The 26,370-nt window shown below is 61.7% G+C and carries 26 protein-coding genes; 9 read left to right on the forward strand and 17 right to left on the reverse strand.

Features of this window, described 5'->3' with window-relative positions; genetic code table 11:
* The 8 genes from pta to tauA form a co-directional block, all read right to left on the reverse strand.
* Positions 1-1,020, reverse strand: coding sequence for a phosphate acetyltransferase (gene pta, locus AC1Z3V_RS02095; protein ID WP_483496940.1), 1,020 nt, complete (start codon positions 1,018-1,020; stop codon positions 1-3).
* The gene (locus AC1Z3V_RS02100) at positions 1,020-2,057 is read right to left on the reverse strand and encodes a YeiH family protein (protein ID WP_483496941.1); all 1,038 of its coding nucleotides are present in this window, start codon (positions 2,055-2,057) and stop codon (positions 1,020-1,022) included. Before AC1Z3V_RS02100 ends, pta begins: the two co-directional genes overlap by 1 nt.
* Before the next feature lie 71 nt (positions 2,058-2,128).
* Positions 2,129-3,904: a sulfoacetaldehyde acetyltransferase gene (xsc, locus tag AC1Z3V_RS02105; protein ID WP_483496943.1), complete on the reverse strand. Its 1,776-nt coding sequence runs from the start codon at positions 3,902-3,904 to the stop codon at positions 2,129-2,131.
* 35 nt (positions 3,905-3,939) lie between these two features.
* Positions 3,940-5,340: an NAD(P)/FAD-dependent oxidoreductase gene (locus AC1Z3V_RS02110; RefSeq protein WP_483496945.1), complete on the reverse strand. Its 1,401-nt coding sequence runs from the start codon at positions 5,338-5,340 to the stop codon at positions 3,940-3,942.
* An 18-nt stretch (positions 5,341-5,358) separates the two neighbouring features.
* The gene (locus tag AC1Z3V_RS02115; protein WP_483496947.1) at positions 5,359-5,745 is read right to left on the reverse strand and encodes a nuclear transport factor 2 family protein; all 387 of its coding nucleotides are present in this window, start codon (positions 5,743-5,745) and stop codon (positions 5,359-5,361) included.
* A 111-nt stretch (positions 5,746-5,856) separates the two neighbouring features.
* On the reverse strand, positions 5,857-6,684 hold the full coding sequence (locus AC1Z3V_RS02120; RefSeq protein WP_429810259.1) for an ABC transporter permease subunit: 828 nt from the start codon (positions 6,682-6,684) through the stop codon (positions 5,857-5,859).
* On the reverse strand, positions 6,677-7,489 hold the full coding sequence (locus AC1Z3V_RS02125; protein ID WP_334196753.1) for a taurine ABC transporter ATP-binding protein: 813 nt from the start codon (positions 7,487-7,489) through the stop codon (positions 6,677-6,679). The genes AC1Z3V_RS02120 and AC1Z3V_RS02125 overlap by 8 nt, the downstream gene beginning before the upstream one ends.
* Before the next feature lie 86 nt (positions 7,490-7,575).
* Positions 7,576-8,592: a taurine ABC transporter substrate-binding protein gene (tauA, locus tag AC1Z3V_RS02130; protein WP_483496949.1), complete on the reverse strand. Its 1,017-nt coding sequence runs from the start codon at positions 8,590-8,592 to the stop codon at positions 7,576-7,578.
* Positions 8,593-8,735: 143 nt separating this feature from the next.
* On the opposite strand from tauA, the gene pdxR reads away from it, so the two are divergent.
* Together pdxR and AC1Z3V_RS02140 are read left to right on the forward strand one after the other, a co-directional pair.
* Positions 8,736-10,238 (forward strand): MocR-like pyridoxine biosynthesis transcription factor PdxR, encoded by a 1,503-nt coding sequence (gene pdxR / locus AC1Z3V_RS02135; RefSeq protein ID WP_483499517.1) that lies wholly within the window; start codon positions 8,736-8,738, stop codon positions 10,236-10,238.
* A 126-nt stretch (positions 10,239-10,364) separates the two neighbouring features.
* Complete coding sequence (locus AC1Z3V_RS02140) at positions 10,365-10,733, forward strand: hypothetical protein (RefSeq protein WP_483496950.1); 369 nt, start codon at positions 10,365-10,367, stop codon at positions 10,731-10,733.
* 143 nt (positions 10,734-10,876) lie between these two features.
* Here AC1Z3V_RS02140 and AC1Z3V_RS02145 read toward each other — a convergent pair whose 3' ends face one another.
* From AC1Z3V_RS02145 to AC1Z3V_RS02155, 3 genes are all read right to left on the reverse strand, one after another.
* Positions 10,877-11,140 (reverse strand): hypothetical protein, encoded by a 264-nt coding sequence (locus AC1Z3V_RS02145; protein WP_483496951.1) that lies wholly within the window; start codon positions 11,138-11,140, stop codon positions 10,877-10,879.
* A 252-nt stretch (positions 11,141-11,392) separates the two neighbouring features.
* Entirely contained in the window at positions 11,393-11,992 is a 600-nt protein-coding gene (locus AC1Z3V_RS02150; protein WP_483496952.1) for a hypothetical protein, read from the reverse strand.
* Between the two features lie 12 nt (positions 11,993-12,004).
* Positions 12,005-12,328, reverse strand: coding sequence for a PepSY domain-containing protein (locus AC1Z3V_RS02155; RefSeq protein ID WP_483496954.1), 324 nt, complete (start codon positions 12,326-12,328; stop codon positions 12,005-12,007).
* Between the two features lie 193 nt (positions 12,329-12,521).
* On the opposite strand from AC1Z3V_RS02155, the gene AC1Z3V_RS02160 reads away from it, so the two are divergent.
* Positions 12,522-12,818 (forward strand): PRC-barrel domain-containing protein, encoded by a 297-nt coding sequence (locus AC1Z3V_RS02160; RefSeq protein WP_483496956.1) that lies wholly within the window; start codon positions 12,522-12,524, stop codon positions 12,816-12,818.
* A 93-nt stretch (positions 12,819-12,911) separates the two neighbouring features.
* Here the strand turns inward: AC1Z3V_RS02160 and AC1Z3V_RS02165 are convergent, their stop codons facing one another.
* Complete coding sequence (locus AC1Z3V_RS02165) at positions 12,912-13,409, reverse strand: YciE/YciF ferroxidase family protein (protein ID WP_483496958.1); 498 nt, start codon at positions 13,407-13,409, stop codon at positions 12,912-12,914.
* A gap of 419 nt (positions 13,410-13,828) precedes the next feature.
* On the opposite strand from AC1Z3V_RS02165, the gene AC1Z3V_RS02170 reads away from it, so the two are divergent.
* From AC1Z3V_RS02170 to AC1Z3V_RS02180, 3 genes are all read left to right on the forward strand, one after another.
* Entirely contained in the window at positions 13,829-15,631 is a 1,803-nt protein-coding gene (locus AC1Z3V_RS02170; protein WP_483496960.1) for an ABC transporter ATP-binding protein/permease, read from the forward strand.
* A 113-nt stretch (positions 15,632-15,744) separates the two neighbouring features.
* Complete coding sequence (locus tag AC1Z3V_RS02175; protein ID WP_483496962.1) at positions 15,745-16,785, forward strand: glutathione synthetase; 1,041 nt, start codon at positions 15,745-15,747, stop codon at positions 16,783-16,785.
* 144 nt (positions 16,786-16,929) lie between these two features.
* On the forward strand, positions 16,930-17,397 hold the full coding sequence (locus tag AC1Z3V_RS02180) for an NUDIX hydrolase (RefSeq protein ID WP_483499518.1): 468 nt from the start codon (positions 16,930-16,932) through the stop codon (positions 17,395-17,397).
* Here the strand turns inward: AC1Z3V_RS02180 and AC1Z3V_RS02185 are convergent.
* The 5 genes from AC1Z3V_RS02185 to AC1Z3V_RS02205 all read right to left on the reverse strand — a co-directional run bounded on the left by AC1Z3V_RS02185 (position 17,394) and on the right by AC1Z3V_RS02205 (position 22,717).
* On the reverse strand, positions 17,394-17,588 hold the full coding sequence (locus tag AC1Z3V_RS02185) for a hypothetical protein (protein ID WP_173520071.1): 195 nt from the start codon (positions 17,586-17,588) through the stop codon (positions 17,394-17,396). The two genes, AC1Z3V_RS02180 and AC1Z3V_RS02185, sit on opposite strands and share 4 nt — an antisense overlap.
* Before the next feature lie 150 nt (positions 17,589-17,738).
* Positions 17,739-19,022: a DUF763 domain-containing protein gene (locus AC1Z3V_RS02190; protein ID WP_483496964.1), complete on the reverse strand. Its 1,284-nt coding sequence runs from the start codon at positions 19,020-19,022 to the stop codon at positions 17,739-17,741.
* 777 nt (positions 19,023-19,799) lie between these two features.
* Entirely contained in the window at positions 19,800-21,410 is a 1,611-nt protein-coding gene (locus tag AC1Z3V_RS02195) for a copper resistance CopC/CopD family protein (protein WP_483496966.1), read from the reverse strand.
* Between the two features lie 45 nt (positions 21,411-21,455).
* A complete protein-coding gene (locus AC1Z3V_RS02200) occupies positions 21,456-21,986 on the reverse strand; it encodes a YcnI family copper-binding membrane protein (protein ID WP_483496968.1) in 531 nt (176 codons plus the stop codon).
* 308 nt (positions 21,987-22,294) lie between these two features.
* On the reverse strand, positions 22,295-22,717 hold the full coding sequence (locus AC1Z3V_RS02205; RefSeq protein WP_483496969.1) for a hypothetical protein: 423 nt from the start codon (positions 22,715-22,717) through the stop codon (positions 22,295-22,297).
* A 433-nt stretch (positions 22,718-23,150) separates the two neighbouring features.
* Here AC1Z3V_RS02205 and AC1Z3V_RS02210 point away from each other — a divergent pair, with 433 nt between their 5' ends.
* The 3 genes from AC1Z3V_RS02210 to AC1Z3V_RS02220 all read left to right on the forward strand — a co-directional run bounded on the left by AC1Z3V_RS02210 (position 23,151) and on the right by AC1Z3V_RS02220 (position 26,354).
* On the forward strand, positions 23,151-24,494 hold the full coding sequence (locus AC1Z3V_RS02210; RefSeq protein ID WP_429810289.1) for an extracellular solute-binding protein: 1,344 nt from the start codon (positions 23,151-23,153) through the stop codon (positions 24,492-24,494).
* Between the two features lie 74 nt (positions 24,495-24,568).
* A complete protein-coding gene (locus AC1Z3V_RS02215) occupies positions 24,569-25,459 on the forward strand; it encodes a carbohydrate ABC transporter permease (RefSeq protein ID WP_429810291.1) in 891 nt (296 codons plus the stop codon).
* A 7-nt stretch (positions 25,460-25,466) separates the two neighbouring features.
* Entirely contained in the window at positions 25,467-26,354 is an 888-nt protein-coding gene (locus AC1Z3V_RS02220; RefSeq protein WP_429810293.1) for an ABC transporter permease subunit, read from the forward strand.
* The last annotated feature ends 16 nt before the right edge of the window (positions 26,355-26,370 follow it).

Below are 26,370 nucleotides of genomic sequence, written 5' to 3' on the forward strand. Positions count from 1 at the left end.
CTAAGCGAGACGTGCAGTCGGCCGCCGGTTTGATGCCTGAATGACGGTCACGGCGATCATGTGGAAGACGTCATCGACAGTGCAGCCGCGCGAAAGGTCGTTGGCGGGCTTTGCAAGTCCTTGCAGGATCGGGCCGATGGCGGTGGCGCCGCCGATGCGCTGAGCGATCTTGTAACCGATATTCGCCGCATCGAGATTGGGGAAAACGAAGACATTGGCCTCACCCTGCAGTGCCGAGTTGGGTGCCTTGGCGGCGCTGACCGCCTCGACGAATGCGCTGTCGAACTGCAGTTCCCCATCGATGACGAGACCGGGTGCCGCGGCATGGGCAAGCCTCGTCGCCTCCACCACCTTGGAAACGCGCTCGTGTGCGGCACTGCCCGCGGTCGAAAACGAGAGCATTGCCACCTTCGCCGGCTTGCCGGAGAGCGCCTCGAAGGACTGTGCCGAAGTCACGGCGATGTCGGCGAGGCCTGCAGCATCGGGATCCACCACCAAACCGCAATCTGCAAAGACGAAAGCGCCCTTCTTCGCGTGATGCGGCGCACAGAGCATCATCAGGAAGAAGCTCGAAACGAGACTGACGTGTGGCGCGCGGCCGATGGTCTGGAGCGCGGCGCGCACCGTGTCGGCGGTGGTTGCGACCGCGCCGCCAACCGTACCGTCGGCCGCATCTTCCCGTACCATCATGGCGGCAAAGACGAGCGGCGAACGCACCGCTTCGCCCGCTGCTGCCTCATCCACACCCTTGTTTCGGCGCAGTTCATGGTAAGCCGCAGCGAGGCGCTGGGTAAGCGGTGACGAGGTCGGATCCTCTATGCGGATTTCGTCCGGGCGCGCACCAGCGGCCTCCAGCCGCTCTTCGACAATCTTCCGACTGCCGACAAGCGTGATTTCGGCAAGACCGGCACGAACGGCCCTGAGGCCCCCTTCGACGATGCGCGGGTCTTCTCCCTCCGCAAGCACGATATGACGCGGCGCGGCCTTCGCGGCTTCGAGAATGCGATCGAGCGGTTTCATCAGGCGTGCCCCAGATAGTGAATGCCAACGAGGATGAAGAGAGCGATGAAGATGGTTTCGGCAACGATCAGCGCGACAGCATCGCCGCCGACGTCGAGCACGCGGCGAAGCGAGGTGCGCATGCCGACGGCAACAATTCCGGCAAGCAGCGCCCAGCGCGAGGTCTCCATCCCGGCCTTTGCAACTATTTCCGGTACGAAGCCGAAGGAGTTCAGCGCCGCGAAGATCAGGAAGGCGACGACAAAACCGGGCAACAGCGGCGGGCGTTTGCCGGTCTCGCCTTCGGGCTGCGGCACGTTGCGCAGCACCAGCGAGAAGCTCAGCACGACCGGCGCCAGCATGGTGACGCGGATCAGCTTGACGAGGGTTGCCGTCTCGCCCGCCTCCGGCGAGACCGAGAAGCCGGCGCCGACGACCTGGGCGACATCATGGATCGTGCCACCGAAGAAGATGCCGGTCGCCCGGGCATCGAGCCCCATGGTCTGAGCGATGATCGGATAGGCAATCATCGCAAGCGTCGAGAGCACCGTGACAGAGAGCACGGTGAAGATCAGGTTGCGCTCGGAAAACTCGTTCTTCGGCAGCACGGCGGCGATCGCCATTGCCGCCGAGGCGCCGCAGATGGCAACGGAACCGCTGGTGATGAGCGCCAACCGCCAGCCGCGGCCGAGCAGTTTCGCAGCGAGCAAGCCGAAACCGATTGTCGCGGCAATGGCAGAAACGAGGAGCAGGATCGTGCTGGCGCCAAGCCCGATCAGCAGGTCGACACTGATGCGCATGCCGAGCAGCGCCACGCCGATGCGCAGCACTTTCTTGGCGCAGAAATCGATGCCGGCGACGCAACGCCCCTCTTCCGAAAGAAAATGAAAGGCGATGCCGAGCAGCAGCGCCATCAGCATAGCCGGCGCACCATAGTGGTCGGAGAGGAACTGCGCGGCGACGGCAACCGCCGCGGTGACGGCGAAGCCTGGCCAATAGGTCCAAAATCCGGAGGGCATCCTCCGGAAACGTTCGTGGACGGAGGCGGTGAAGGTCATGTTTGCGTTCCGGTCGCTTGCGGGAAGCTTCGCCTGCCCGGGCTGACCGGGCAGGCATGGTCTGTGAACGGTCACGCCCGCTTCTGCGGACGCATGTCGGCGCGGTCGATGCCGGCAACCGGTACGGGCTTCTTCATCGCATCGCGGCGGAACGGCTCGCCAAGCTCCTGATTGAGGATGACTTCCACGAAGGTCGTGACACCCTTCATCTGGTCGGCGATCGCATTGGAGAGCGCCTCGGTCAGCGCCGCCGGCGTATCGACGGCCACGCCCTTCAGACCACAGCCCTCGGCGACCTTCGCGTAAGAGAGATTGGGATTGAGCTCGGTGCCGACGAAATTGTTGGCATACCAGAGCGTCGTGTTGCGCTTTTCCGCACCCCATTGGTAGTTGCGGAAGATCACCATGGTGATGGCCGGCCAGCCCTCGCGGCCGATCGATCCCATCTCGTTCATCGAGATGCCGAAGGCCCCGTCACCGGCAAAGCCGACCACCGGCACATCCGGGCAACCGATCTTGGCGCCGACGATCGACGGGAAGCCGTAACCGCAGGGCCCGAACATGCCAGGTGCGAGATATTTCCGGCCGGCCTCGAAGGTCGGATAGGCGTTACCGATCGCGCAATTGTTGCCGATGTCTGTGGAGATGATCGCCTCCTTCGGCAAGGCCGCCTGGATCGCCCGCCAGGCCTGGCGCGGCGACATGCGGTTCGGCTCGCGCGAGCGTGCCGTCTCGTTCCACTCCGTGCCCGGATCGTCGTCCTCGTGGTCCATGGAGGAGAGCTGCTGCTGCCAGGCCGATCGGGTCTGGTGGATTGCAGCCTTGCGCTCGTCGCGGCCGGCATCACCGGCCGACGGCGAGAGCTGCTCGAGGATCTGGCGGGCGACCTGCTTGGCGTCGCCGCAGATGCCGACCGTCACCTTCTTGGTAAGGCCGATCCGGTCGGCATTGATGTCGACCTGGATGATCGCGGCGTTCTTCGGCCAATAGTCGATGCCGTAGCCCGGCAGGGTCGAGAAGGGATTGAGCCGGGTGCCGAGCGCCAGCACGACGTCGGCCTTGGAGATCAGCTCCATTGCCGCCTTCGAGCCGTTATAGCCGAGCGGACCGACCGACAGGCGATGGCTGCCGGGAAAGGCGTCATTGTGCTGGTAACCGCAGCAAACCGGCGCATCGAGCCGCTCGGCAAGCTTCATGGAATCACCAATGGCATTGCCGATGACGACGCCGGCGCCGTTGAGGATAACCGGGAATTTTGCTTCCGACAGCAGCTTTGCTGCCTCGGCGATCGCCTGCGGCCCACCGGCCGGACGTTCGAAACGGACAATTGCCGGCAGATCGACGTCGATCACCTGGGTCCAGTAGTCGCGCGGGATGTTGATCTGCGCAGGCGCGCAACCACGCCAGGCCTTTTCGATGACGCGGTTCAAGACTTCAGGGATACGAGAAGGGTCGCGCACTTCCTCCTGATAGCAGACCATTTCCTCGAACATCGCCATCTGGTCGACTTCCTGGAAGCCGCCTTGCCCGATCGTCTTGTTGGCCGCCTGCGGCGTGACCATCAGAAGCGGTGTGTGGTTCCAGTAGGCGGTCTTGATCGCGGTAATGAAGCCGGTGACGCCGGGGCCGTTCTGGCCGATGGCGATCGACATCGTGCCCGTCGCACGGCTGAAGCCGTCCGCCATCATGCCGGCATTGGTCTCGTGGGCGCAGTCCCAGAACTTGATGCCGGCCTTGGGGAACAGGTCCGACACTGGCATCATGGCCGAGCCGATGATGCCGAAGGCATGTTCGAGGCCATGCATCTGCAAGACTTTGACGAAGGCTTCCTCGGTGGTCATTTTCATGGGGCAGTTCCTTTCGTGGAAATTATTTCAAAGAGTTAGAGGATCTCGTCGCGGAGGTAGTACCAGCGGTACATTCCCCATTGGCCAAGCCTGCGGAACGGAGTCAGCAGCCCGTGGCTCGGCAGGGGCGAGGTGAAGATGGGCAGGTCGAGAGCCCCGCCCTTGCCGGCGACCATCTGGGCCATGCGGCGGCCGGCCTGGGCGGAATACATCACGCCGTTGCCGCCATAACCCATGGCGTAGAACAGCCTCTGGCCCGGATCCGGCTGGAAGATGCGCGGCATCATGTCGTGGCTGACATCCACCCAGCCCCACCAGGAGTAGTCGATGTCGATGCCACGCAGCGCCGGGAACTTGCGGTAGAGACCTGCGAGTAGCAGTTCGAGATGCTTCGGGTTGCCGGCATCGCGCCCGGTAATGGCGCTGCGGCTGCCGATCTGCACCCGGCCATCGGGCAGCATGCGGTAGTAGTGGCGGAGCGTGCGCGTGTCGGTGAGCGGTATGCGCGCCTTGAAATTCAGCGCCTGCTGCTCGCCTTCAGTCAACGGCCGCGTAACGATCGAGTTCGACAGGATCGGCATCAGCCGGTGGCGCGTGAGCGCATTCATGCCGGGCGACGTATAGCCGGCGGTTGCAATGCAGACGGCGCGGGCACGAACCGTGCCGCCCGGCGTCGTCAGGTAGTGCACGCCACCCTTCGCCGTGCAGGACAGCACGGGACTTGAGGTATGCACCTTTGCGCCAAGCCGCCGCGCCAGACGAAGATAGCCGAAGGCAAGCTTTGCCGCATGAATGCCCATGCCGTCAGGCTCGTACATCGCCCCGCGCGCTTCCTCGTCCCGGACGAAATCGCGATGGATCTCCTCGCGCGAAACCATGCGGGCACGGTAACCGAACGTGTCGTTAAGGACGCGAACCTCGCCTTCGAGCGCCGGCAGCATCTTCTCGCGGTGAGCGATATAGAGATGGCCGCCGTCCTGCGGATCGCAGTCGATCTCCGGCTCCCGGACCAGCGCCCGGAAAAGCTCGAACCCTTCGGCGATCTCGGCGTGCATCTTCCGTGCGACGTCGACGCCCCAGCGGGCGATCCATTGCGAGCGCTTCAGGCGACCGGCGGAAATCTGCGCCTGCCCGCCATTGCGGGTGCTGCAGCCCCAGGCAACGCCATTGGCCTCCAGCACCGTCGCACGGATGCCGTGCTCGCGTGCCAGGTGGATGGCACAGGAGAGGCCGGTGTAGCCCGAACCTATGATGGCGACGTCGACATCTATGTCCCGCGTGACGGGGCCGTCATCCTCCGGCTCCGGTCCGGCGGTGCCGATCCAGTAGGTCGGCGCATAATCCTTGCCCGTGCCGGGGCTGCGGGCATGGTTGGGGTCATAGGCCGGATCAAACGGCTGCCTTGCGGGCTTGAGAGGGGTGGCGCGCAGTTGCATGGCTCTTGCTCCAGGCCATCAGTAGCGGGGCTGCAGGACCGGGCGGTTCTTGCGGAACGCCTGCTTGCGCACGATCTTGCCGTTTCGGAACGTGAAGAGGTCACAGCCCTCGGCCTCGATGCGGCTGCCATCGGCGGCCGTGCCCGAGAAGGTCCATTCGGACACGCCTCGATCGCCTTCGACGAAATGGCTATGGTTGCCCCACTCGGCGTCCGGCATCGATTTCCAGACGCCGCTGAAAGCATCGGCGATCGCTCCGGTGCCGACGAAGCGGGTGCCGTGAACCTCCGGGCCGCCGACCGCATTGAATACGCAGTCCTCGGCGAAGAAGCGCATGACCCCATCGATGTCATGCCGATTGAAGGCATCGAACAAGGTTTTGAGATCGGTTGCAGAGAGTGTCATGGTCCTGTCCTTTGGCTTGGTCCAAAAGGCATGGCTTCGCCGGAGACGGGAAATGCCGTCCTCAAAAGGCCGCCAGGCCGAATTCAGATGAAGTGTCGAAGTCGCCGCTGGTTACAGACGGCCCTTCCAGGGGATCAGCGCCTTTTCGAGGTAGCGGATCAAAAGATCGAAGGCGAAGGCGAAGATGCCGATGATGAAGATGCCCATGATCACGGTGTCGCTTTCGAGGTTTTCGGCGGCATTGAGGACCATGAAGCCGAGGCCTCGGTTCGCAGCAACCATTTCCGCTGCCACCAGGGTGGTCCAGCCGACGCCGATGCCGATGCGCATGCCGGTGAAGATCTCGGGCAAGGCGGCCTTCATGATCACCTGGCTGATCACCTGTCCACGGGTGGCGCCCATCGCATAGGCCGCGTGGATCTGCTCGGTCGAGACCGAACGCACCCCTGCCCTTGCGGCAATCGCCATCGGCGCGAAGATCGCCAGATAGATCAGGAACACCTTCGGGAACTCGCCGATGCCAAGCCAGATGATCACCAGCGGCAGGTAGGCAAGCGGCGGCAGCGGCCGGTAGAATTCAATGATCGGATCGAAGAGCCCGCGCACGACGCGATTGACACCCATCAGGATGCCGATCGGCACCGCCGTCACCAGCGCCAGCAGGAAGGCGCCGAAGACGCGACCGATACTTGCGAGCGTATGCTCCATCAGCGTCGAGTTCGAAACACCGTCGGTCAGCGCCAGCATGAACTTGTCCCAGACCGCCAGCGGCGACGGCAGGAAGAGCGGCTTGACCCAGCCGGATTCGGTGACGGTGAACCAGAGGGCGAGGAGAACGACCGTCGTTGCGAAACTTATCAGGCCGCTGCTTCCGTCGCCCGGCGCACCGAAGATTTTGCCAGCCTTGGCGGGCTTGGCCCGTGTCACTCTATCAAGCATGGGCCACCTCCGGGTTGCCGGACGCACGTTCGTCGCCATAGATGATGCCGAGCACCTCCTCGCGCATGCGGATGAATTCCGGGCTGGACTTGATCGCGCGCGCATTGCCTTCGGCGAGGAAGCGCTTGTTAAAGTTGAGCTCGTAGGTGTGGGTGATGCGGCCCGGCCGCGGCGACATGACGATCAGCCGCGAGCCGAGGAACAGCGCCTCCTCGACGCTGTGGGTGATGAAGAAGAACATCTTGTTGGTGAGTTGCCAGACCTTGAGCAGCAGTTCCTGGATGGTCTCACGCGTCAGCGCGTCGAGTGCTGCCATCGGCTCGTCCATCAACAGCATGGCAGGATCGCATGTCAGTGCCCGCGCAATGCCGACGCGCTGCTGCATGCCCCCCGACAGGTGGTAGATCATGTGGTGGTGGAAATCCTGCAACCCGACCAGAGCGAGGTTCCTGGTGGCGAGTTCCCGCCTTGTCGCCTTGTCGACACCGCGCAGCTTGAGACCGAATTCGGTGTTCTCGATCACGTTGAGCCACGGCAGCAGAGCATGTTTCTGGAAGACCACGCCGCGCTCGGCGCCCGGCCCGTTGACCTGGTGATTGCCAAGCGTGATGTCGCCCTCGGACGGGGCCATGAAGCCCGCCATCAGATTGAGCAAGGTGGTCTTTCCGCAGCCGGAAGCACCCAATGCAACGACGAAGTCGCCGCTGTTGATGGTAAGATTTACACCTTTCAAGGCGATGATCGCCTGGTCCGAGTACAGGCCCGGATAGGTCAGACTGATGTTCCTGACGCTCAGTGTTTCCATGAGAAATGCCTCCCTGCACCTCGGTCACGGTCTCGATGATGGACGCACCGGCCGCTTCCCACGGCCGGCGCAACAGGCAGAATACGTTATTGCGCGGCAGTCTTCGCGAAGCTCGCGTTGACGTAGGGCGCATAGTCGTCGAGCGAATTGCCGATCTGCTTCTGTTCGACCAGGAATTTTGCGCTCTCGCTAAGCGCGCGCGTCGCACCGCCGCCGAGCCAGACCTCGGACGCCTGCTCATCCGCATTCGGGAAGGAGAGGAGGCGCAGGGCTTCCACGGTGCTTGGGCCATCGCCGCCGATCAGCTTGACGATACCCTGGACCTCGGCCGACTCCTCCGTCCAGGCGGCCTTGTTGGAATTGTAGTCGGCATAGGCTTTCGCAAGGACCTTGGTGAAGGCCTCCATCAGCTTCGGGTTCTCCTCCGCCCAGCCCTTGTCGACCACCAGCCCGTCGAACGTCGGAACACTTGCCGCACCGATCACCTCGGAATCGGAGATCGTCTTGCCAGTCTTCTGGATTTCTGAAAGCGCCGGCGGCCAGACATAGGCGGCATCGATATCGCCGCGCTGCCAGGCGGCAACGATCTGCGGCGGCTTCAGGTTGAGGATTTCGACCTCGCGGGGATCGACGTTCCAGACCTTGTTCATGCCGACAAGCAGATGAAAGTGCGAGGTCGAAACGAAGGGGACGGCGACTTTCTTGCCCTTGAGGTCGGCCGGCGTTTCGATGCCCGAGCCGTCGCGCGCAACGAGTGCTTCCGACTGGCCGATATTGTCGAGGATCCAGAAGAGTTGCAGGTCAACGCCGCGTGTTGCGGCCGCCGCCGTGCCAGTCGACCCGAGAACGCCGATCGGCACGTCTCCCGAAGCGAGCGCCGTCGTGATGTCGCCGGCCGAACTGAACTGGCGCCAGTCGATCGAATAGCCGGCCTCCTTGGCGGCCGCGTCGAAGCGGCCATCGGCGATCGCGGCAACGAAGGGACCGACAATCTGCTGATAGCCGACGACAAGCTTCGTCTCCGCATAGGCTGCGCTCGATGCGGCAAGGCTCGCCACGATGCTGGCCGCCGCCGCTAACCGCTTGAAATGTCCATGTAGCATTCTTCGTTCTCCTCTTTGATTATTGATTGGCCGGTTTTTCCGGTCTTGCTGATGACGATAAGGCCGAGGCTTGGCTTGCGTTATATCCAGTTTGGAAGTTGAATAGATCCAGATTGACCTCGCTGAGGGCCGCCTTTGTGCGCATGAGCGTTTCCGAAACGATTTTCTTCATCGAGCGCGAAAGCGGGATCGGCTTGCAGGCGCAATTGCGCGAGACGGTGGTTTCGGCGGTGCTCGCCGGTCGGGTGCAGCCCGGCGCACACCTGCCCTCGACGCGCAAGCTCGCCGACTATCTGCGCATCTCGCGCATCACGGTAACGCTCGCCTATCAGGAACTGATCTCTCAGGGGTACGTCGAAGCCGTCAGCCGCAGTTCCTATCGCATCACCGACAATCCGCCAGGCAGGGACGTGGACGACAAAGTCCCGTCCGGCGGTTCCGCCCCGGTGGACTGGAGCCGCAAGATCAAGATGAGCTTCGGCGTCGTGCGCCAGATCCCGAAACCGCTGGATTGGCGCCGCTATCCCTTCCCCTTCCTCTATGGCCAGATGGATCCGACGCTCTTCGACCTCAACGCGTGGCGTGATTGCGCCCGCCGGGCGCTCGCCCGTGAGGACTTCGTCCTGATGGCGAGCGACTTTGCCGCGGCCGATGACGTGCGGCTCGTCAATTACATCTGCTCGCGCACGTTGCCGCGACGCGGCATCCATGCCACTCCGGACGAAATTCTCGTCACCGTCGGCGCCCAGAATGCGCTCTGGATCGTGACCCGACTGATCTTGGACGAGGGCTCCGCCGCAGTCTGCGAAAACCCATGCCACCCCGACATCAGCGCCTCGCTGCTGCTGAGCGGTGCCGATGTCATGACCGTCGACGTCGATGGCGAGGGCCTTTCGCCCGATGCCCTGCCGGAGAACGTCGACGCCGTGTTCGTCACTCCGAGCCACCATTCACCGACGGGCGCGACAATGCCGGTCGATCGGCGCGCGCGGCTGCTTGAGGCCGCCGAGGAGAAGGACTTCGTGATCGTCGAGGACGACTACGAGTTCGAGATCAGCTATCTGGCACCGCCCTCGCCGGCACTGAAGGCCCTCGATCCGACCGGGCGCGTGCTCTACATCGGCAGCTTCTCGAAATCGCTGTTTCCGGGCCTCCGGCTCGGCTACCTCGTCGCTCCAGCCGCCTTCATCCGCGAGGCCCGCGCGCTCCGCTCGCTGATGCTGCGCCATCCGCCCGGTCACCTGCAGCGCACCGCGGCCTATTTCCTGGCGCTCGGCCATTATGACGCCGTGCTGCATCGCATGCGCACGGAGTATCACAAGCGCCACGTCCTCATGGCAGAGGCACTCCGCCGCGAGGGTTTGACGATCGCAGGTTCGTCGGCCTTCGGCGGTACGTCGTTCTGGATGAAGGGACCGGAAGGGCTCGACGCCGATCGACTTGTGAGCGAACTGCGCCAGGATGGCGTGCTCGTCGAATCCGGCTCTCCCTTCTTCCCCAGAAGTGACGAGCCCTGTCGCTATTTCCGCATGGGCTATTCGTCCATCCCTGGCGCGAGTATACCGGAAGGTGTTGCCCGTGTTCGCGCCCGCATCGATCTCCTTTCAGGCGGCGACGATAGTAGAAAATCGGATCGGCGGTCGTGACCGGAACATCACCGCGCTTGCCGATGCGGATGCCCGGTCGGAACCATTGAAGATGACCTCGGTTGTATCCTTGGCCCCTCTCCTCGTCGGGTAGCGGGCGCAGAGGATACGTATGGAGGTAGACAAATGGTTGAGCATTTGGACGAGCGCGGCGAACCGGAATCTGCAACGCATGACGCGGAGCGAACCCAGTTTTCGCCACGCGAGGCCAGGCAGGCAGGACTGGGCACGCGCGTCTTTCTGGTGCTCGCAGCCAGTCTGACTTTGGCGCTGGCCGCATGGGGCCTCGTGGAATGGGGGCAAGGCGGTGGCTCTGATCAAACCGGTTCGGTTGAACGCACTGAGCCCGCCTCTTCGGGTCAACGGCCGGAAGCCGAACAGCGCCCGAGCACCGAGAGCCCGCAAGGCCTGGCACCCACGGATCGCAACCCGACCCCACAATCCGGTACGGGCGCACCAAGCAACAACAGCGCGCCCGATGACACCAACAGGTGACGGGAAAGCCAGCCTTCGATGTTAGAGGAAGACAGCCGACGGTGAATAGTGCGCCGGGCATCGGCGCGTTACGCAAATTCCTTCAGGCGCGTTTGGCCAGGTCACAGTCGGAAGGTCGTCCTGCCTCACGCTCGCCGGCGGGATCAGGGCCGGTCCAGGAATTTGTTGAACCTGCTCAGGCTGCCATCCGCCGTTTTGTCCTGGTGAAGAAACAGCAGCTTGTTGTGATCGAAGATGCGGAAAAACTCGTCCCATGAGATCGGCTCCAGGTTCACCTCTGCTTCGCCGAAATCGATCCGCAATATTCCGCCATCAAGCGCACCTTTTACCCGGGCGGGCCGTCCCTTCCGCTTTTCGGCCCAATGGCGAATTTCGTCGTGATTGTCGGTGGTTTGCGCCTCGCTCATGCACTCGCTCCTTGCGCTCAGTCGCTTTGGATACCGAATCGAACCGCTTCCATGCACGTTTGTTCCCCGCGTGCGCGCCGCCGCTACGGACGCCAACGAAAGCACGGGGATCGGATGCGAGCGTCTATGCGCGCGCAAAAGCGCCTGGTCCTCGACATCGGCGTCCCCTAGGATTGGCCCCTATTGTAGGCCAGCGGGGCACCGCAAATTGCCGCACTTTTGCGCGACATCCTTTAATGGCAGCTGCTGGATCTAAAGCTCCGAACGCAACCGATCGCGATGCATTCCGATTTCGGTCTGTGTCAGTGGCTCCCCTTGTTCATCAAAGCGACGCCAACCGGTCGATTCGTAGGCGGCGCGACGTTCGGCCAGATCGACACCCCTGTTGCGAAAGATCATCTGCGCCTGCTCGGCCAGAGGTTCGCTCAGCGACCGCGCCGTCACGAGTGCGCCGCCACGGCGGACGCCCTCGGCATACACGTTCGCATCCGCTTCATCGATGCCCGATTCCGTCAGTGCGCCGATCACGCCGCCCACGGCACCGCCGGCAATGGCGCCGGTTGCGGCGCCTGCAGCCGTTGCAGCCAGCCACCCCGCCGCGACAATCGGACCGATACCGGGAACCGCCATAAGGCCGAGGCCCGTCAACAGGCCGACCGCGCCTCCACCGGTGGCGCCGATGGCCGCGCCGGCTCCGGCGCCCTCGGCAGCGCCGCTCTCAGGAGAATATCGGCCGGCCGCGTTGTTGGCGATAATACCGATATTTTCCGCAGGAATTCCCGCCTGCACCAGTTCACTGACCGCTGACTGCGCATCCGCATAGTCGTCGAACAAGCCACTTACGGTTTTCATGTCGAGATCTCCTCACTCTTTCGCTTGAGACGTGACATTGCCCTGATAGTCGAGCGCGACCTCAACTGGTTTCCCGCCTTTTGTCGCCTCAGCCCGCCAAATGCCCTGGTTGTCCAGCTTCAAACCCTGCACCGAAGCGTAGCCGGCCTTTTCGATACGATCCTTGGCCTGAGCTTCGGTGAAGCTGCTGGCGCCGGCCACCGGTGCGGTCGGATTGTTCGAGTTGGGAGTTGCAATGGCGGGCGTCTCCCCGTTTGGATTGGGCGTCGTTTGCGCGAAGGCCGGCATTGCGACAACACCGAAGAGCGCGGCCATTGCGAGAGTGGTGCGTTTCATGGAGTACCTCTTACCGGGTCCCAATCGGCCCGTGGCGCTCTAACCGGGGGATACCCTGCAAGTTCCGAGAAACATCCGGATGCTGATACCATCGACCTGGTTCTCGATGCCGAGGAAAGCTGCCAGCCGTGGTCAGTGGAACAGTTTCGTCCAGTGCCGGTTCTTTTCGGTTCATTTCAAAGGAGCAACGAAAATGGATCACGCCAATCACGTACGCCTCGAGCCGACGGAACTCACGCCTGCTGTCCTTGAAGGTGCGACAGTATATGGGATGGATGACGATAAGGTCGGCACGGTTGATCACGTCCACGGCGCCGGTGCCGCCGGCACCGTTATCATCGACGTTGGCGGCTTTCTCGGCATCGGCGCAAAGCCGGTTGCAGTGCCCACTGCCGACCTCGATTTCATGCGTGATGAGAACGGTGAGGTTCATGCCGTGACGGCCTGGACCAAGGATCAACTCAAGGCGATGCCCGAGCATCGTGATTGACCGTGGTGGCCCGGCCTCGTGCCGGGCCTCTTCGCGCTCACCGCCTGCCTTGACGCGGAGGGCGAACCTACGCCCTCCGCCTCTCGACCCCGGTCAAGCTGCAACCTTTGCCTTGTTGTTGGCGGCGGACAGAGCGATCTTGGTGAGCGCCTTGTCGGTCGCCCCTTCTTCTTGAAGGGTCTGGTCGAGCAGCAGCGCCGCTTTCTCCAACCCCAGTTGCTTGGCCCAAGTCTTCAAGGTGCCGTATCGCGCGATCTCATAGTGCTCGACCGCCTGGGCCGTGGAGATGAGGCCGGCATCGAGAGCCGGGCTCGCCTTGAATTCCTCCATGATCTCCTCGCCCTCGGCGATGATCCCCTGAATAGCCTCACAGGTCTTGCCCTGCGCACGTTTGCCCATAATCTCAAAGACTTGTTGCAGGCGCTCGACATGCTCCTCCGTTTCGTCCCGGTGCTTCTGGAATGCCGCTTTGCTATCGGGCAATTGCGCCGCGCGCGCCATCTTCGGCAGCGCTTTCAGTATCTGCCTTTCCGCATAGTAGATGTCCTTAAGGCCGTCATAAAACAGCGCCTCGAGTGTCTTCTCCGGCATAACAAACTCCTGTGCCATCTGATTGGAACGCCTCCAACATCTGCGGCGATAAAAGGTTCCGGACGAGCTGAGGCAAGTACCCGGAGGGCGAAGCGTGCCCGGGCCCGGTCCCTTCGACAGGCTGGGCGTGAACGGGCGGAATTGATCCGTAACGACATTTCGATCACCGACACTTAAGCTCGGAGATGAAAGGATCCCTGCAACTGGCGGAGCCCTGGTCCGGCCTGCTGCAATATTGCTCGGATTTGACAAGTCGGATTTGACAAGCCCGATCCTCGCCCCAGTTCATGGAGATGGCTTTAAGTGAGGTCGTGCGCAGTAACGCACAGCGAACAGCAGCACTGGTCAGATGGACCTTCGGCCGGGAGCGACGGCGCCGGACCAGTCCTGTTTCTTCAATGCGCAGCTTTTGGGGTCTGTTGCTGGCCTACTGGCTCTCCGAGCGTTGGCGCGAGGCCTGGGGCTTAACGCTTCTTATCCTGCTGCTCACCGGCTTGTCGGCTCAGGCAAGCGTATGGTTCGCTTTGACCTCCGGCGAACTCGTCAATCGGATCGCTAATTTTCACCATCCTACCGTGCCGACGACGCCCTGGTCGCTCCTGACCACCGCAGCCACGCTTGCCGCGATCGCCATCACCAGGGACGCAGGCTTCACTGCGGTCCGTCACTTCTTTACGACCACACTCCACCGGAAATGGCGCCAATGGCTGGACGATCGCTTCAACCAGGCGCTGCTCGACTCCAACCATACCCATTTCCACCTCCTGCAAAACGGGTTTGGCGCGGCAAGCGAGGCGGAGGCTTCATCGCCCGACAACATCGATCAGAGGATACAGGAAGCCATAAAGGGCATGACGGGCGGTGCAATCGGCCTGGGCGTGGGCATAGCCGGCGTCGTTCTATCGCTTGGATTCGTCGGGCTAAAACTGATCGAGACGTCGAGCACCGTCAGAGGGCTTGATCTTCTGGGCAGCTACGGCAGCGCCTGTTTGACACTGCTGGCAATCGCGATCTACGTGCCGCTGAATACGTACCTCGCAGCCAAGCTCGGGAGTGTCCTGCAGGGTCTGTCGATACGCATCCAATCGGCGGAAGGCAGTTATCGCAGCGAATTGAACCAATTGTTGCACCGCAGTTTTCATGTTGCGGTCATTAAGGGCGAACCGGCCCAGAAGACAGTCAACCGGCGCCGATATCGCGAGATTGATCGCACCTGGGCAAGCCTCAATCGCGTGACCGCCGGGTTCATGGGTTTCGAACTAGTGCACAATTTCATCGGCTCACGCATTGTCGCCTACGCACCAGGGCTGCTCCCCTACGTCGATAAAACGATCAGCCTGCAGGACTATGTCACCGGCGCCGAGCTGGCGACGGCGCTCATCAACGAATGCTCGTGGTTCATCCACGCGATGCCCGACATCGCGACGCTAAGGGCCGATGCACGCCGGATCACCGAACTTGCGCAAGCGATAGAAGCCGTGCAGCAGCCACAGGACTACTATGCTCGTAGTGGCCCTTCGGTGTTCGAATACGAGACCCAGGATCCCGGGCGGGGCCTGACCATCCATGCGGTCGAGCTCCTGCATACCGGCGACGACAACCCTTTTCTGATTGCCGACAAGCTGCATTTCCTTCCGGGAGAGTGGACGTTGGTGGTTGGTGAATCCGGAAGTGGCAAGACGTCGCTGCTCAAAGCGATAAACGGTCTTTGGGCGCATGGCCGCGGCACGATCACGATGCCGGAGACGGTAAGAAGCCTCTACGTTGCCCAGGACGTCAAGCTCCAGGGCGTTTGCCTGAAGGACCTCGTTTGTTTGCCGGATGAGGCTGAGACCCATACCGACGCCGCTGTCGTGGCGGCGTTGGAAGAGGCCGGGCTCGAAGAATTTGCCTCCGAGCTTTCGGAAGACGGTCGCGATGGGCAGACCTGGGACAAACTTCTTTCCGGAGGCGAGAAGCAGAAACTCGTCCTGGCGAAAATCGTCTTGTTAAGGCCGGGCCTGCTCTTCCTCGACGAGGCAACCAGCGCCCTGGATAGCCAGGCGGTTCAGGCATTTCATCAGTCGATCAAGGATCATTGCCCAGAGGCGACGGTAATCGCCATCATGCATGATACCTCGTCGATCCAATCAGACGGTGACGCCGATTTCTTCGACAGCGTCCTCACCATCGACAACGGCACCGCAAAGAAAACGCCGCTAGCTGCCTGGCGCGATACGTAGGAGCAGGTTGTCTTGGTGCAGTGTCGTCCCGCTCTATTTCTTCAGTCATGTGCGGTGCATCAGGCGCTGGTGCGACCGGGACCAAATTCCTCCATCCGAAGCTAGGAGCCCCAATGCGAATCGCCCTCCTTGTCAACGCACTCGAAACCGAAGAGCCAGCCTATACGACCACCGCGTTGGCGCTTGCCGCGCTCGCCCGCGGGCATGAGGTCCTATATGTCACGCCCGGTGATTTTATCCTGCGCCCGGACGATACGTTGATGATACGGGCGGCCGGTTTCGTCGGAACACGACCAAAGAAACCGGAGACGCTTTTGCGCGCCCTCACGGACGGAGACAGGACCGTCGTCAATATTGAAGACGTGGATGTTCTGTTTCTGCGCAACGACCCGTCGGAGGATGCGGATAGCCGTCCTTGGGCATCGTACGCCGGGGCGAATTTCGGTCGTCTCGCCACAGAGCGCGGTACGATCGTCGTCAACGATCCCTGCGGCTTGGCATTGGCACAAGACAAGCTCTATTTTCAGGATTTCCCGGTGTCCGTTCGCCCGACAACTCTGATCTCCAAGGACATCGATGAAATTCGCGCGTTCATCGACGCGCACTCGGAGGGTGTGATCATCAAACCGTTGCAGGGATCGGGTGGTAGAAATGTTTTCAGGGTGGCGACCAGCACGGAAGGCAATCTTACTCAAATTGTCGATGCCGTCGGCGTCGTCGGCTACCTGATCGTGCAAGGCTACCTTCCGAAAGCATCGGAAGGTGATACGCGGTTGTTCCTGATGAACGGACGACCACTCCAGAGGGGCGACGTCTATGCTGCGTTCAAACGCGTGCCGCCCAAGGGAGACGTCCGGTCCAACATCCACGCCAGCGGCACTCCAAAGGCAGCCAACGTTACGAAAGAGATGCTGGCGATCGCCGAAACACTACGCCCGAAACTGGTTGAGGACGGCATGTTCCTGGTCGGTCTTGATATCGTCGGCGACAAGCTTCTCGAAATCAACGTATTCACGCCTGGCGGCCTCCAGACCATCCGCGAGCTCCACGACATTGATTTCTGCGACGAGATCTTGGATTCACTGGAAAACAAGGTCGAGATCAAGAAGACCTATCGGGGATCGCTCAGCAACCGGATCCTGTCAACGCTTTGAATCTGCCAGTCTTCCGTCCCGCGTTCCACTTTCGCGTAATGTGTTGGCGGAACAGAACCGGCTATCTGGTTGTTATCCCCTATCTTCGAGTGGCAGACGGAAAGCCCGCCTGCCGCGGAGGGCAACAAAGGAGATAGCGTTTCTGTGAATTTTCTACATCAAATTGCCTCTGACGTGCAGTTGATGCTTCGCCGGCCGCCACGCATGCAATACGCGGCCCTGTGTTATCGCCGTAAAGACAACGCCCTGGAAATCCTTCTCATCACCAGCCGGGACACCGGCCGCTGGGTCATTCCGAAGGGCTGGCCGATGAAGGGAAGGCGCGCGCACGAGGTGGCGGCGAGAGAGGCCTATGAGGAGGCAGGCGTCAAAGGCACTTGCCAGAGGTTCCCGTTCGGCCACTACTTCTACAAAAAGCGACTGGACCACGGGCTCAAGATTTCCTGCAGGGTTCAGCTCCACCTGCTCGAAGTCGGGCGCATGCGCCGGAAATTCCCCGAGAAGGGGGAGCGAAAGCTGGCCTGGTTCGACTATCGGGAAGCGGCAAAGCGTGTCGCCGAGCCTTCACTGCGGGACCAGATGCTCCGTTTCGGGCAGCAATGCGCTTCTTAGTGGACGCTGGCGACCTTGACGGCGCTGGCGAAATCTTCCGCCACCAGTTCACTGATCGCGATCAACACCTCCTCCACCGAAAACCCGGAGTCGATCGTTTCGCGGATCAAAAGCTGAAGATCAAGCTCAACGACGTCGCGGCAATCCTCGAGCCGTTCCTCAGATACCGTGATGCTCTGCAGTTCTTCCATCGCGAGACTCCTCTTGGCGTGGATTCTGCTGGCTCGCCCTCGCAGGCTTCCTTCCAACCCTTGGGAGGAGGTTTGAGTTCCGGCGAGAACTTCTCGAAGAGATCAAAGAAAGAGATTCGCTGCAATGCCTTGCTGCCACACGAGAGCCGTCTACCGGTCGCGGCGACCCAGACGGGGCAACCGAGCCGCGTCGTCCAATGGTCCTGCCGGTCCTTCCCAGCCAAATACACTGCGGCCGCCGAACTCTTGCGATTGGCGAAACTCGCCGGCCACGATTTCCTTGAGATCCGGGCCGGTCACATATTTCTCGAGCTGGCGAGCCTGATCGTCCAGACGTTTGAGAACCTGCATCTCTTCGTCGCGACCGAGCTTCGCCTTCGACACGGCCGACTTCATCACCCGGATCGTCTCGTCATAGACTTTCAGGGGCACCGGAAATGGGTGGCGATCCTTGCCTCCATGGGCAAGCGAGAAGCGCGCCGGATCGGCAAACCGGCATGGTGCACCGTGCACGACTTCGGCCACCATCGCCAGCGCCTTGACGGTCCGCGCCCCAACGCCCGGCACCAGCAGGAGATGTTCGAAATCCTCTGGACCGCGGTCCGCAGCCGCCGCGAGCGTGGCGTGCAGACGTTTCATGTTGACGTCTTCCTGACGCACGTCGTGATGGGCAGGCATGATCAGATGCGGCAGCATCGGCTGCGCGGTTTGCCTGGCCTCGCGCCCGGGCTCGATAGCCACGACCTCCCGGACAATCCGATCCGGTCCGAGCGAAGCCAGCAGATCGAGCTGGCTGTTGCGCGAGGCCGCGGCACGGCGGTCGGCAAGATTGACGATCTCGCCCTGTCGCGCACCCTCGATCGCCGTATGAGGCGAATCCACGAAGCTGGTGATGCCCTCCGACAGCCAGTGGTAGCGCCGGGCCTGCCGCTTTTCGCCATTCATGCCCTGTTGCACGACGACCCATTTGCCGTCATCCGTGAGGATAAAACCGTGCAGATAAAGGTCGAAGCCATCCTGCACCGCCGCACTGTCGACCTTTGCGACGAGGCGGCTGGTGGTCGCAAGGCCACCTCCGTCCAGACCCACGCGCTCGCCGATCGCAATCAACTCGCCGGGCGTCTCCCGAGAATTCCGCCCTCGCCCGCCGCAGACATGAATGCCGAGTTCGCCTGACAGAGGCGACAAACCACGCTTCAGGGCGCCGATGACGCTGGTGGTGATGCCGGAAGAGTGCCAGTCCATGCCCATGACGCATCCGAAAGACTGAAACCAGAACGGATGCGCCAGCCGGCGAAGAAATTCATCTCGACCGTATTCGATGACGATCGCCTGGGTGATGATCGCGCCAAGTTTCGTCATGCGCTCGCCAAGCCACCGGGGAACCCGGCCACCGTGAAGCGGAAGATCGGCGCTGCCTGCTCTTTGGACCATTCGGCCTTATACACCGGCAGATGATCCTGTCACACAGGAAAGTTCTCCAAACGTTCTCATCTGCGCCGGCAAGTCGCAAGGCGACGGTCTCGGCCGGGAACATTAAGCACCATCGCAGGTTCTAATATAACCCTGCAGGCCCATGGCGGTTCGGCCCTGACCATGGGCGCACGACAGCATCAGAGCAGTCCGAAGAGTCCCTTCGAACGGCTCTGATGCTGTTGAGGATACGGCGACCACACAAGGACTTCGAAATGAACCACAAGCACAGATACGACAAGCCGCGGAGGTCTTCGACCGAACTGCCAATAGGCTTGATGCTGCTCGCTGTCTTGGGGATTGCTGCGTCCGGCGACAGTCAGAATGTCGCTGTCTATCTCCCGCAGACGGCAGCATCGAATCCACGGTGAACACGTCAGACGTCGGCCCACGCCGCTCGGTCATTGCCGAGATGAAACGCCGGCTCTCGGGACATCTGAAAACTCAGCCCTTCCACACCGGCAGACAATGGACGGCTAAAAGCGAGCGCGCAGAAGGTTCAACTTGCCATTCAGCCAATACTCGGCCCGTCTGGTCGCGGATTGAAATTCGTGCCCAAGCTCCTGGGTGTAGCGGCCTTTACACATGGTCGTGTCAGCCACCCACAATCCGCCAGCGAAAATTGCCATCAGGAGGAAACCGCGCATGGCGGCGCAGTATGCACATTTGATATTTCTAAAATACTAACGGACATTCGTTCTGCCGGCATGGCGCGAAGTTGGCCGACGGGCGCCGCGCTCACGGCCCAATGCTAATCTCGCCGCGCAACGTTACCTTCTCGAAGTCACTGATCAGAATATCGACGCGCACCTGCCAAGTGCCTGCCAGCGGGATGTTCATGTGCTCGACGCGCCAATCCGCATCGCTGCGCCGCACGGCTGCGCGCTTGAACGGCTCGATGCCGGAATCAGGTTTGGACAGCACAAGCGTCACCTCCTTGGCGGCAAGTGGTTCAAGTTCGCCATTGAGAGTGTTGATCGATACCTCGACCTCGCCCGCTCGTCCGGGCGCGACTTCAACGAAGGCCATTGCCTTGTCAGTATGGATATGAACGCTTGCAGGCTGCGCCGCCACAGCCAGGAGCACGCGCGGCGGCGGCGTAAAGCGCCAGCAAGACACGGCGCCGAAAATCAGGAAAACGATAAGCATCTCCGCGGCGATCGAGCGGACCAACCGCGTCTTCGATACCCCATCGCCGGCCATGACCGGCTCCGTCAGACGCCAGCGATTGACGATCGCCAGCAGAAACAGTCCCGCAAGCAATGCCATCTTGACCATAAAGACCTGGCCATAGGCGGTTTCCAGCAGCGCTCGCGGCTTCTCCACCTGTACGATGGTCAAGACAACACCCGCCGCGACAAGCACAACGAGCACGTAAGGAATGGACGCCGAGAACCGACGCAGCGCCCGGAGGCCCATCGGGTCACCGCGCCGCAACGCCAGGCCCAGGGGAGCCAGCGCTCCAACCCAGAGACTTATCGCGGCGGCGTGCAGGAACACGGCCGGGCGCATCAGCCATTGCGGCTCGGCCGTAGAAGCGTGGCCGCTGAGCGACAAGGCGGCCGATGACACGATCAGCGCTGCCAGAGATGACAGGCAGGCAAACCGCCCCCTGCCGCTAAGCGCCACGGCGGCCACGCCAAAGGCAATGAGCGCCGCTATGACTGTGCCACCGAAGCTCGTTGCCATCGCCGTGGACCAAACGGCCGGCTCGACAATGTGCGTCAGGGGAACTGTGAGCGCATCGAGCCCCTGAAAGCCCACGGCGGCAAGCGCACCAAGGAATCCTGTACCGAGCGCGATCGCAACGACCTTGCGCCCCGAACGGGTGCCGCGGGGCAACCAGCAGAGCGAAAACACGCCGCCAACGCCGATGAACAGGCCCACATAAAGTGCGAGTTTCGATAACAGGACGCCGGCACGTACAGCCCAGTCGATCTTATCTCCCGTCACGGGCGGCGCGGCGCTCGTTGCGCCGACCGAAAAGACGACCGATCCACCGATCGGATGGCCGTCGGCGGAGGTCACACGCCAGCTAAGCACATGCGTGCCTCGCCCAAGGTCAGCCGGTGCTGCGATCTCGACGGTTCGATCTTTCAGCTCGAACCTTTCCAGGGGGATCGCTGTCCCATCCGGTCTGACGAGCTTCAGAGACAACGGCGAAACCGGCTCGCTGAAGGTCAACACATAGACAGACGGCGCGGTGACTACGACCGCGCCGTCCTTCGGTTCACTGGCGTTGAGCGATGCGTGGGCGAAGACCACGGCGGCCTGCATCAGGACCCCGCACAGCGCGATTGCCATTAGCCTCGCCAGGTGCGTGAAGCTTCGTGGTGCCAGCGCCATCATGTGTGGTCTCCGGTCAATCGGCCTTCGCCGCCCGTGTTGCGCCGATCAGTGCCCGCTTTTCTTTTCGAGGAGCTTGATGCCGGGTGCCGGATATTCGAGATCGTCGCTCGACTTGCCTTCTGCCGGGATTTCGATCCAACGCTCGCTCGCGCCATCAGGGCATTCCTGTACGATTGGCACGTAGAGTGTCTTGCCGACTGGCAGCCCTTCGGTCAGAAATGCGCGGAAGACGAACTCGTCATATTCGTCGTCGGCCAGGCTGCCGCCCTTCCAGACAATCTCCTTCACGCCTTCCTTCATCGGGGTACCGAAGTAGTCATAGGACTTCTCGTAGGCTCCCTTGATCTTCTCCACGGTCCAGCCGGCTTTCGGCATCGGCTTTGCCGCGATCACACCTTCGGGGATCTGGACCCGCACAGCAATCGTCGGCTTACCTTCGCAGCCATGCCCGATTCGAACGACCGCCTTGTAGGATCCGCCGACATGCGCTTCCGTCGTTTCGAGCGTGGCGTGGGCAAAGGCTGCCGTCGCGCTAATCGCGATGAAGGCAGTGGTGGTGATCAGTTTCGACAACATATGCTATTCCTTTGAGATGATTGGCTTAGTCAGTTTGGACGTTTGATCGGAGGACGCAGGAATACCTCCCGCGGATCTCCGGTTGGATGCGGTGATCCAGAAAAGGTTGCCGACATTTTTCATCGGTAGTGCCCGCGATCACGCACATGATCGATGTGCGGAGTGTCCGTCGGATCAATGCCGACCTGCAGTCAGCTTTGGACCCCGTGACAGGAGTGATCGTTGCGATGGTGCCGGCGCGCGCCGGCGAACGAAACGCCTACAGCGCCGCGCATCTTATCGGACGCAGGACGGCCGAACGCAATCGATCAGGCAAGCAACCGTGGAGGCGCTCGAGGATAGCCGAGCCGGTGTTCGCCTGTCGGCAACGGACTTGCTGCGGGCCACAAATGCTGCTCCGCAGACGCGACTTGAAGTGCACCAAACCCGCCGGCATCGGGCGCAGCCGCCAGGAACGGCGAGGACACGCAGCATCCGAGAAGGCAGCAATCGGCGCCGGTCCCATGATCGGCGTCTTGATTGCCGTTGCTGGGGTGATCCGCGCTTAGGCAGAGCGCGTTGCCGAAAGCGTCGAGTTGCGACAAGGCGAGCATCGAACTGGAGGCAAATGCGCCAGCCATCGATTGCAGCACGAACAGGCAGGCAGCGATAAACGCCAGTCGCCAACCGTTGCGTCGCCTCACCACAATCAAACTCCTTCTGCGCTGTTTTTCAGAAGTGCCCACAGCCATCGCATAGCTATCGGTTACACGCGCCCCCGTCCTTGTTCCATAGCAAGTATGAAGCCACGAGGGTATCGGAAAGAACCCTCTATTCGAATTCGTCAGCACGGACTTGAGCCCAAGGCTCTGCCAAGTTTGCGATGAGAGATTTTCCCCTGGGAGCGATCGGAAGGGTGCCAGAAACGATCTGGCTCAGCCGCCGTCGGCGCGCAGCGCCGTGCCGGTTACAGCCCGGCGGCATCCGGCGCCAGGTAGACGACGCCCGCCTGCAAAATAGATGCGGCTCAACCATGGAGCGCACCGTGTCTTGGCAGCGTAATCAAACTTTCATTTTTCCATCATGCAGATTGGCAAGGACTGTCACACTCAGCTGTTAGCAAGCGCCCGGCTTCATTCGTGCCACCGATCCTGGTGTCCGCCAATCTGCAAGGAGCGTTTTGCAATGAGAGTCTCCGTCACTACGTCCGTATTCATCGGCCTGATGGCAAGCGTCGCGTTTGGCGCGTCGGCGGCAGCAGCCGAAAAGACGAAATTCGAATTCTGGTATGGCCTTTCGGGCGATCTTGGCGAACGTGTCCAGGATGCCTGCAAGAAGTTCAACGACAGCCAGTCCGAGTTCGAGATCGTCTGCACCTCGCAAAACGGTTATGACACGACCCTGCAAAACACGATTGCCGCCTACCGCGCCAAGAAGCAGCCGGCGATCACCCAGATCTATGATGCCGGCACGCTCGACATGATGCTGTCCGGCGCCTTCGTACCCGCCAAGAAGCTGATGGCCGACAATGGCTATACGATCGACTGGGACAATTATTTCGGCGGCATCGCCAACTATTACGCCACCGCAAAGGGCGAGCTGAATTCCTTCCCGTTCAACTCCTCGACGGCCATGTTCTATTACAACGTCGACGCCTTCCAGAAGGCCGGCATCGACTTCAAGCCGGACACCTGGGAGCAGGTCGAGGAAGCGGCTCGCAAGCTGAAGGCTGCCGGCTACGAATGCCCGCTTGCTTTCAACTTCGACACCTGGCCGCTGATGGAGCAGTTCTCGGCCATCCACAACCAGCCGATTGCGACCAAGGCGAACGGCTATAATGGACTGGACGCCGAACTCGTCGTCAACAAGACCAAGTTCGTCGACCATGTGAAGTTCTTCAAGAAGATGGCCGACGAGAAGCTCTTCGTGGTCAAGACCAAGCAGCTCGGCATGGACATCGTCCCCGCCTTCACGTCCCAGACCTGCCAGATGATCCAGACCTCGATTGCCGACCATGGCACGATCGGCAAGACCCTTCCCGAGGGTGTGAAGTGGGAAGTCGCCATGTTGCCCGTATGGAAGGGCACCGAACGGCAGAACTCGCTCGTCGGCGGCGCATCGCTTTGGGTGCTCGCCGGTCGTCCGGAAGCGGAATACAAGGGTGCCGCCGCCTTCCTCAACTACCTCGCGACGCCGGAAATGGCCGAGTGGTGGTCGACGGTAACGGGCTACATCCCGGTGACCAAGACCGGCTTCGACGCCATGAAGGCCAATGGCTTCTACGACAAGGCACCGTACAAGGGGCGTGAGCTCGCCATCCAAAGCCTCTCCTTCACCCCTACCTCGGAAAACACCCGTGGCATTCGCCTCGGCGGCTTCACGCAGATCCGCAAGGAATTCGCGACCGCCCTTGAAGCGATCTTCATGCAGAACGCAGACGTGCAGGCCGAGCTCGACCGGACGGTGGAACGCGGCAACGCCGTTCTGCGTCGCTTCGAGAAGACCTACGCCGGGCAGACGCTGAACTAAAAATCTGATCCGTCCGGAGCCTGCCGCAGCATCGGCGGGCTCCGATTTCTATTCTTGCGCATCGGAAATTCGACATGGACAAGCGTGCGGCCTTTCGCAGCTGGTGGCTGCCCAGCCTATTCGCCCTGCCGCAGATCATTTTGATCCTGCTCTTTTTCTATTGGCCGGCGGTCGCCGTGCTGCGATGGGCCTTCACGCTGGAGCCGCCATTCGGGGGCGCTGCGGAATTCGTCGGTTTCACCAACTTCCAGGAGGTGTTCGCCGATCCGCTCTACTGGAACTCCGTCGGTATCAGCCTGGCGTTCGCCCTTTGCGGTACACTTGCCACCATTTTCATCGGACTTGTTCTTGCCCTTGCGGTCGATCGGCAATTGCCGGGCTCCGCGCCGTTCCGGTTCCTCTACATCCTGCCTTACGCGATCGCCGGACCTGCGGCCGGCATGGCCTTCCGCTTCATCCTGTCGCCCGAGCGCGGACTGATGGCATCGGTCAACGCCGCGTTTCCTGACTTCTGGAACCCGGCCAAGTACGGCAGCCACGCCCTCATCCTCGTCATCGTCGTCTTCGCCTGGAAATGGGCGGGTTATACCTTCATCTTCCTTCTCGCTGGCCTGCAGTCGGTTCCGCGCTCGCTCATCGAGGCTGCCGCGATGGACGGCTGCGGCCCGATCCGCCGCGCCGTCGACATTCAGATACCGCTGCTCGCGCCAACACTCTTCTTCCTGCTGGTCATCATGATGACCGAAGGTTTCGTCGGCGCCGATACCTACGGCATCGTCGCCCGCACGACCGATGGCGGCCCGAACCACGGCACGGACGTGATGGTCTATCGCATCGTCGAGGAGGCGTTCCGAGGCTTGAACTACTCCGGCGCGTCGGCCCAGAGCCTCGTGCTCATAGGCCTCATCATGATCTTCACCTTCATTCAGTTCCGCTTCATCGAGCGCCAGGTCCATTACAAGTGAGGCTCCCATGATCCAGCGGACTCCTTTCGCAAACGCGCTGACCTACGGCGTCATGATCTTCGGCTTCCTGCTGCTGATCGGCCCGTTCATCGTCATCCTGTCCGGCGCGAGCCAGACATTCCAGCAGGTCAACGCCATACCCTTCAGCTTCGTGCCGCAGGATCGGCTGTTCGAGAACATCGGCGCTGCCTGGTCGCGCGCCAACCTCGGAACGGCGATGCTGAACAGCTTCGTCATGGCCAGCCTCGTCACGATCGGCAAGGTGGCGCTGTCGGCGCTGACCGCCTTTGCCATCGTGTTTTTCCGGACGCCGCTGAGAGGTTTCTTCTTCTGGATGGTGTTCATCACCCTGATGCTGCCGCTCGAGGTGCGCGTTGTGCCGACCTATGCGGTCGCCGCCGATCTGTTCCAGCCCGTTCGACTTCTGATCTCCGCCGTAACGGGCCTCGAGGTCTCGGTCGACTGGAACCTTCTCAATTCCTATGCCGGCCTCACGCTGCCGCTGATCGCGACCGCGACCGGGACCTTCCTCTATCGCCAGTTTTACCTGACCCTGCCGGACGAGCTGGCGGAGGCCGCACGCATGGACGGGTCGGGCGCGATCCGCTTTTTCATCGATATGCTATTGCCGCTCTCGCGCACCAACATGCTGGCGCTGACGACGATTATGTTCGTCTATGGGTGGAACCAGTATCTCTGGCCGCTCCTGATGGTAACGGACCCCCAATACAAGACCACGATGATGTCGCTGGTTGCGCTCCTCCCGGCCGACAATGGTACTCCGGACTGGAACGTGACGCTCGCCGGATCGCTGATCATCATGCTGCCCCCGCTCATCGTCGTTGCCGTCCTGCAGCGGTGGTTCGTGCGCGGCCTCGTGGCCACGGAAAAATGACCCTGCTTTCCCCAAA

This window comes from Ensifer sp. 38_S197, from assembly GCF_056924495.1.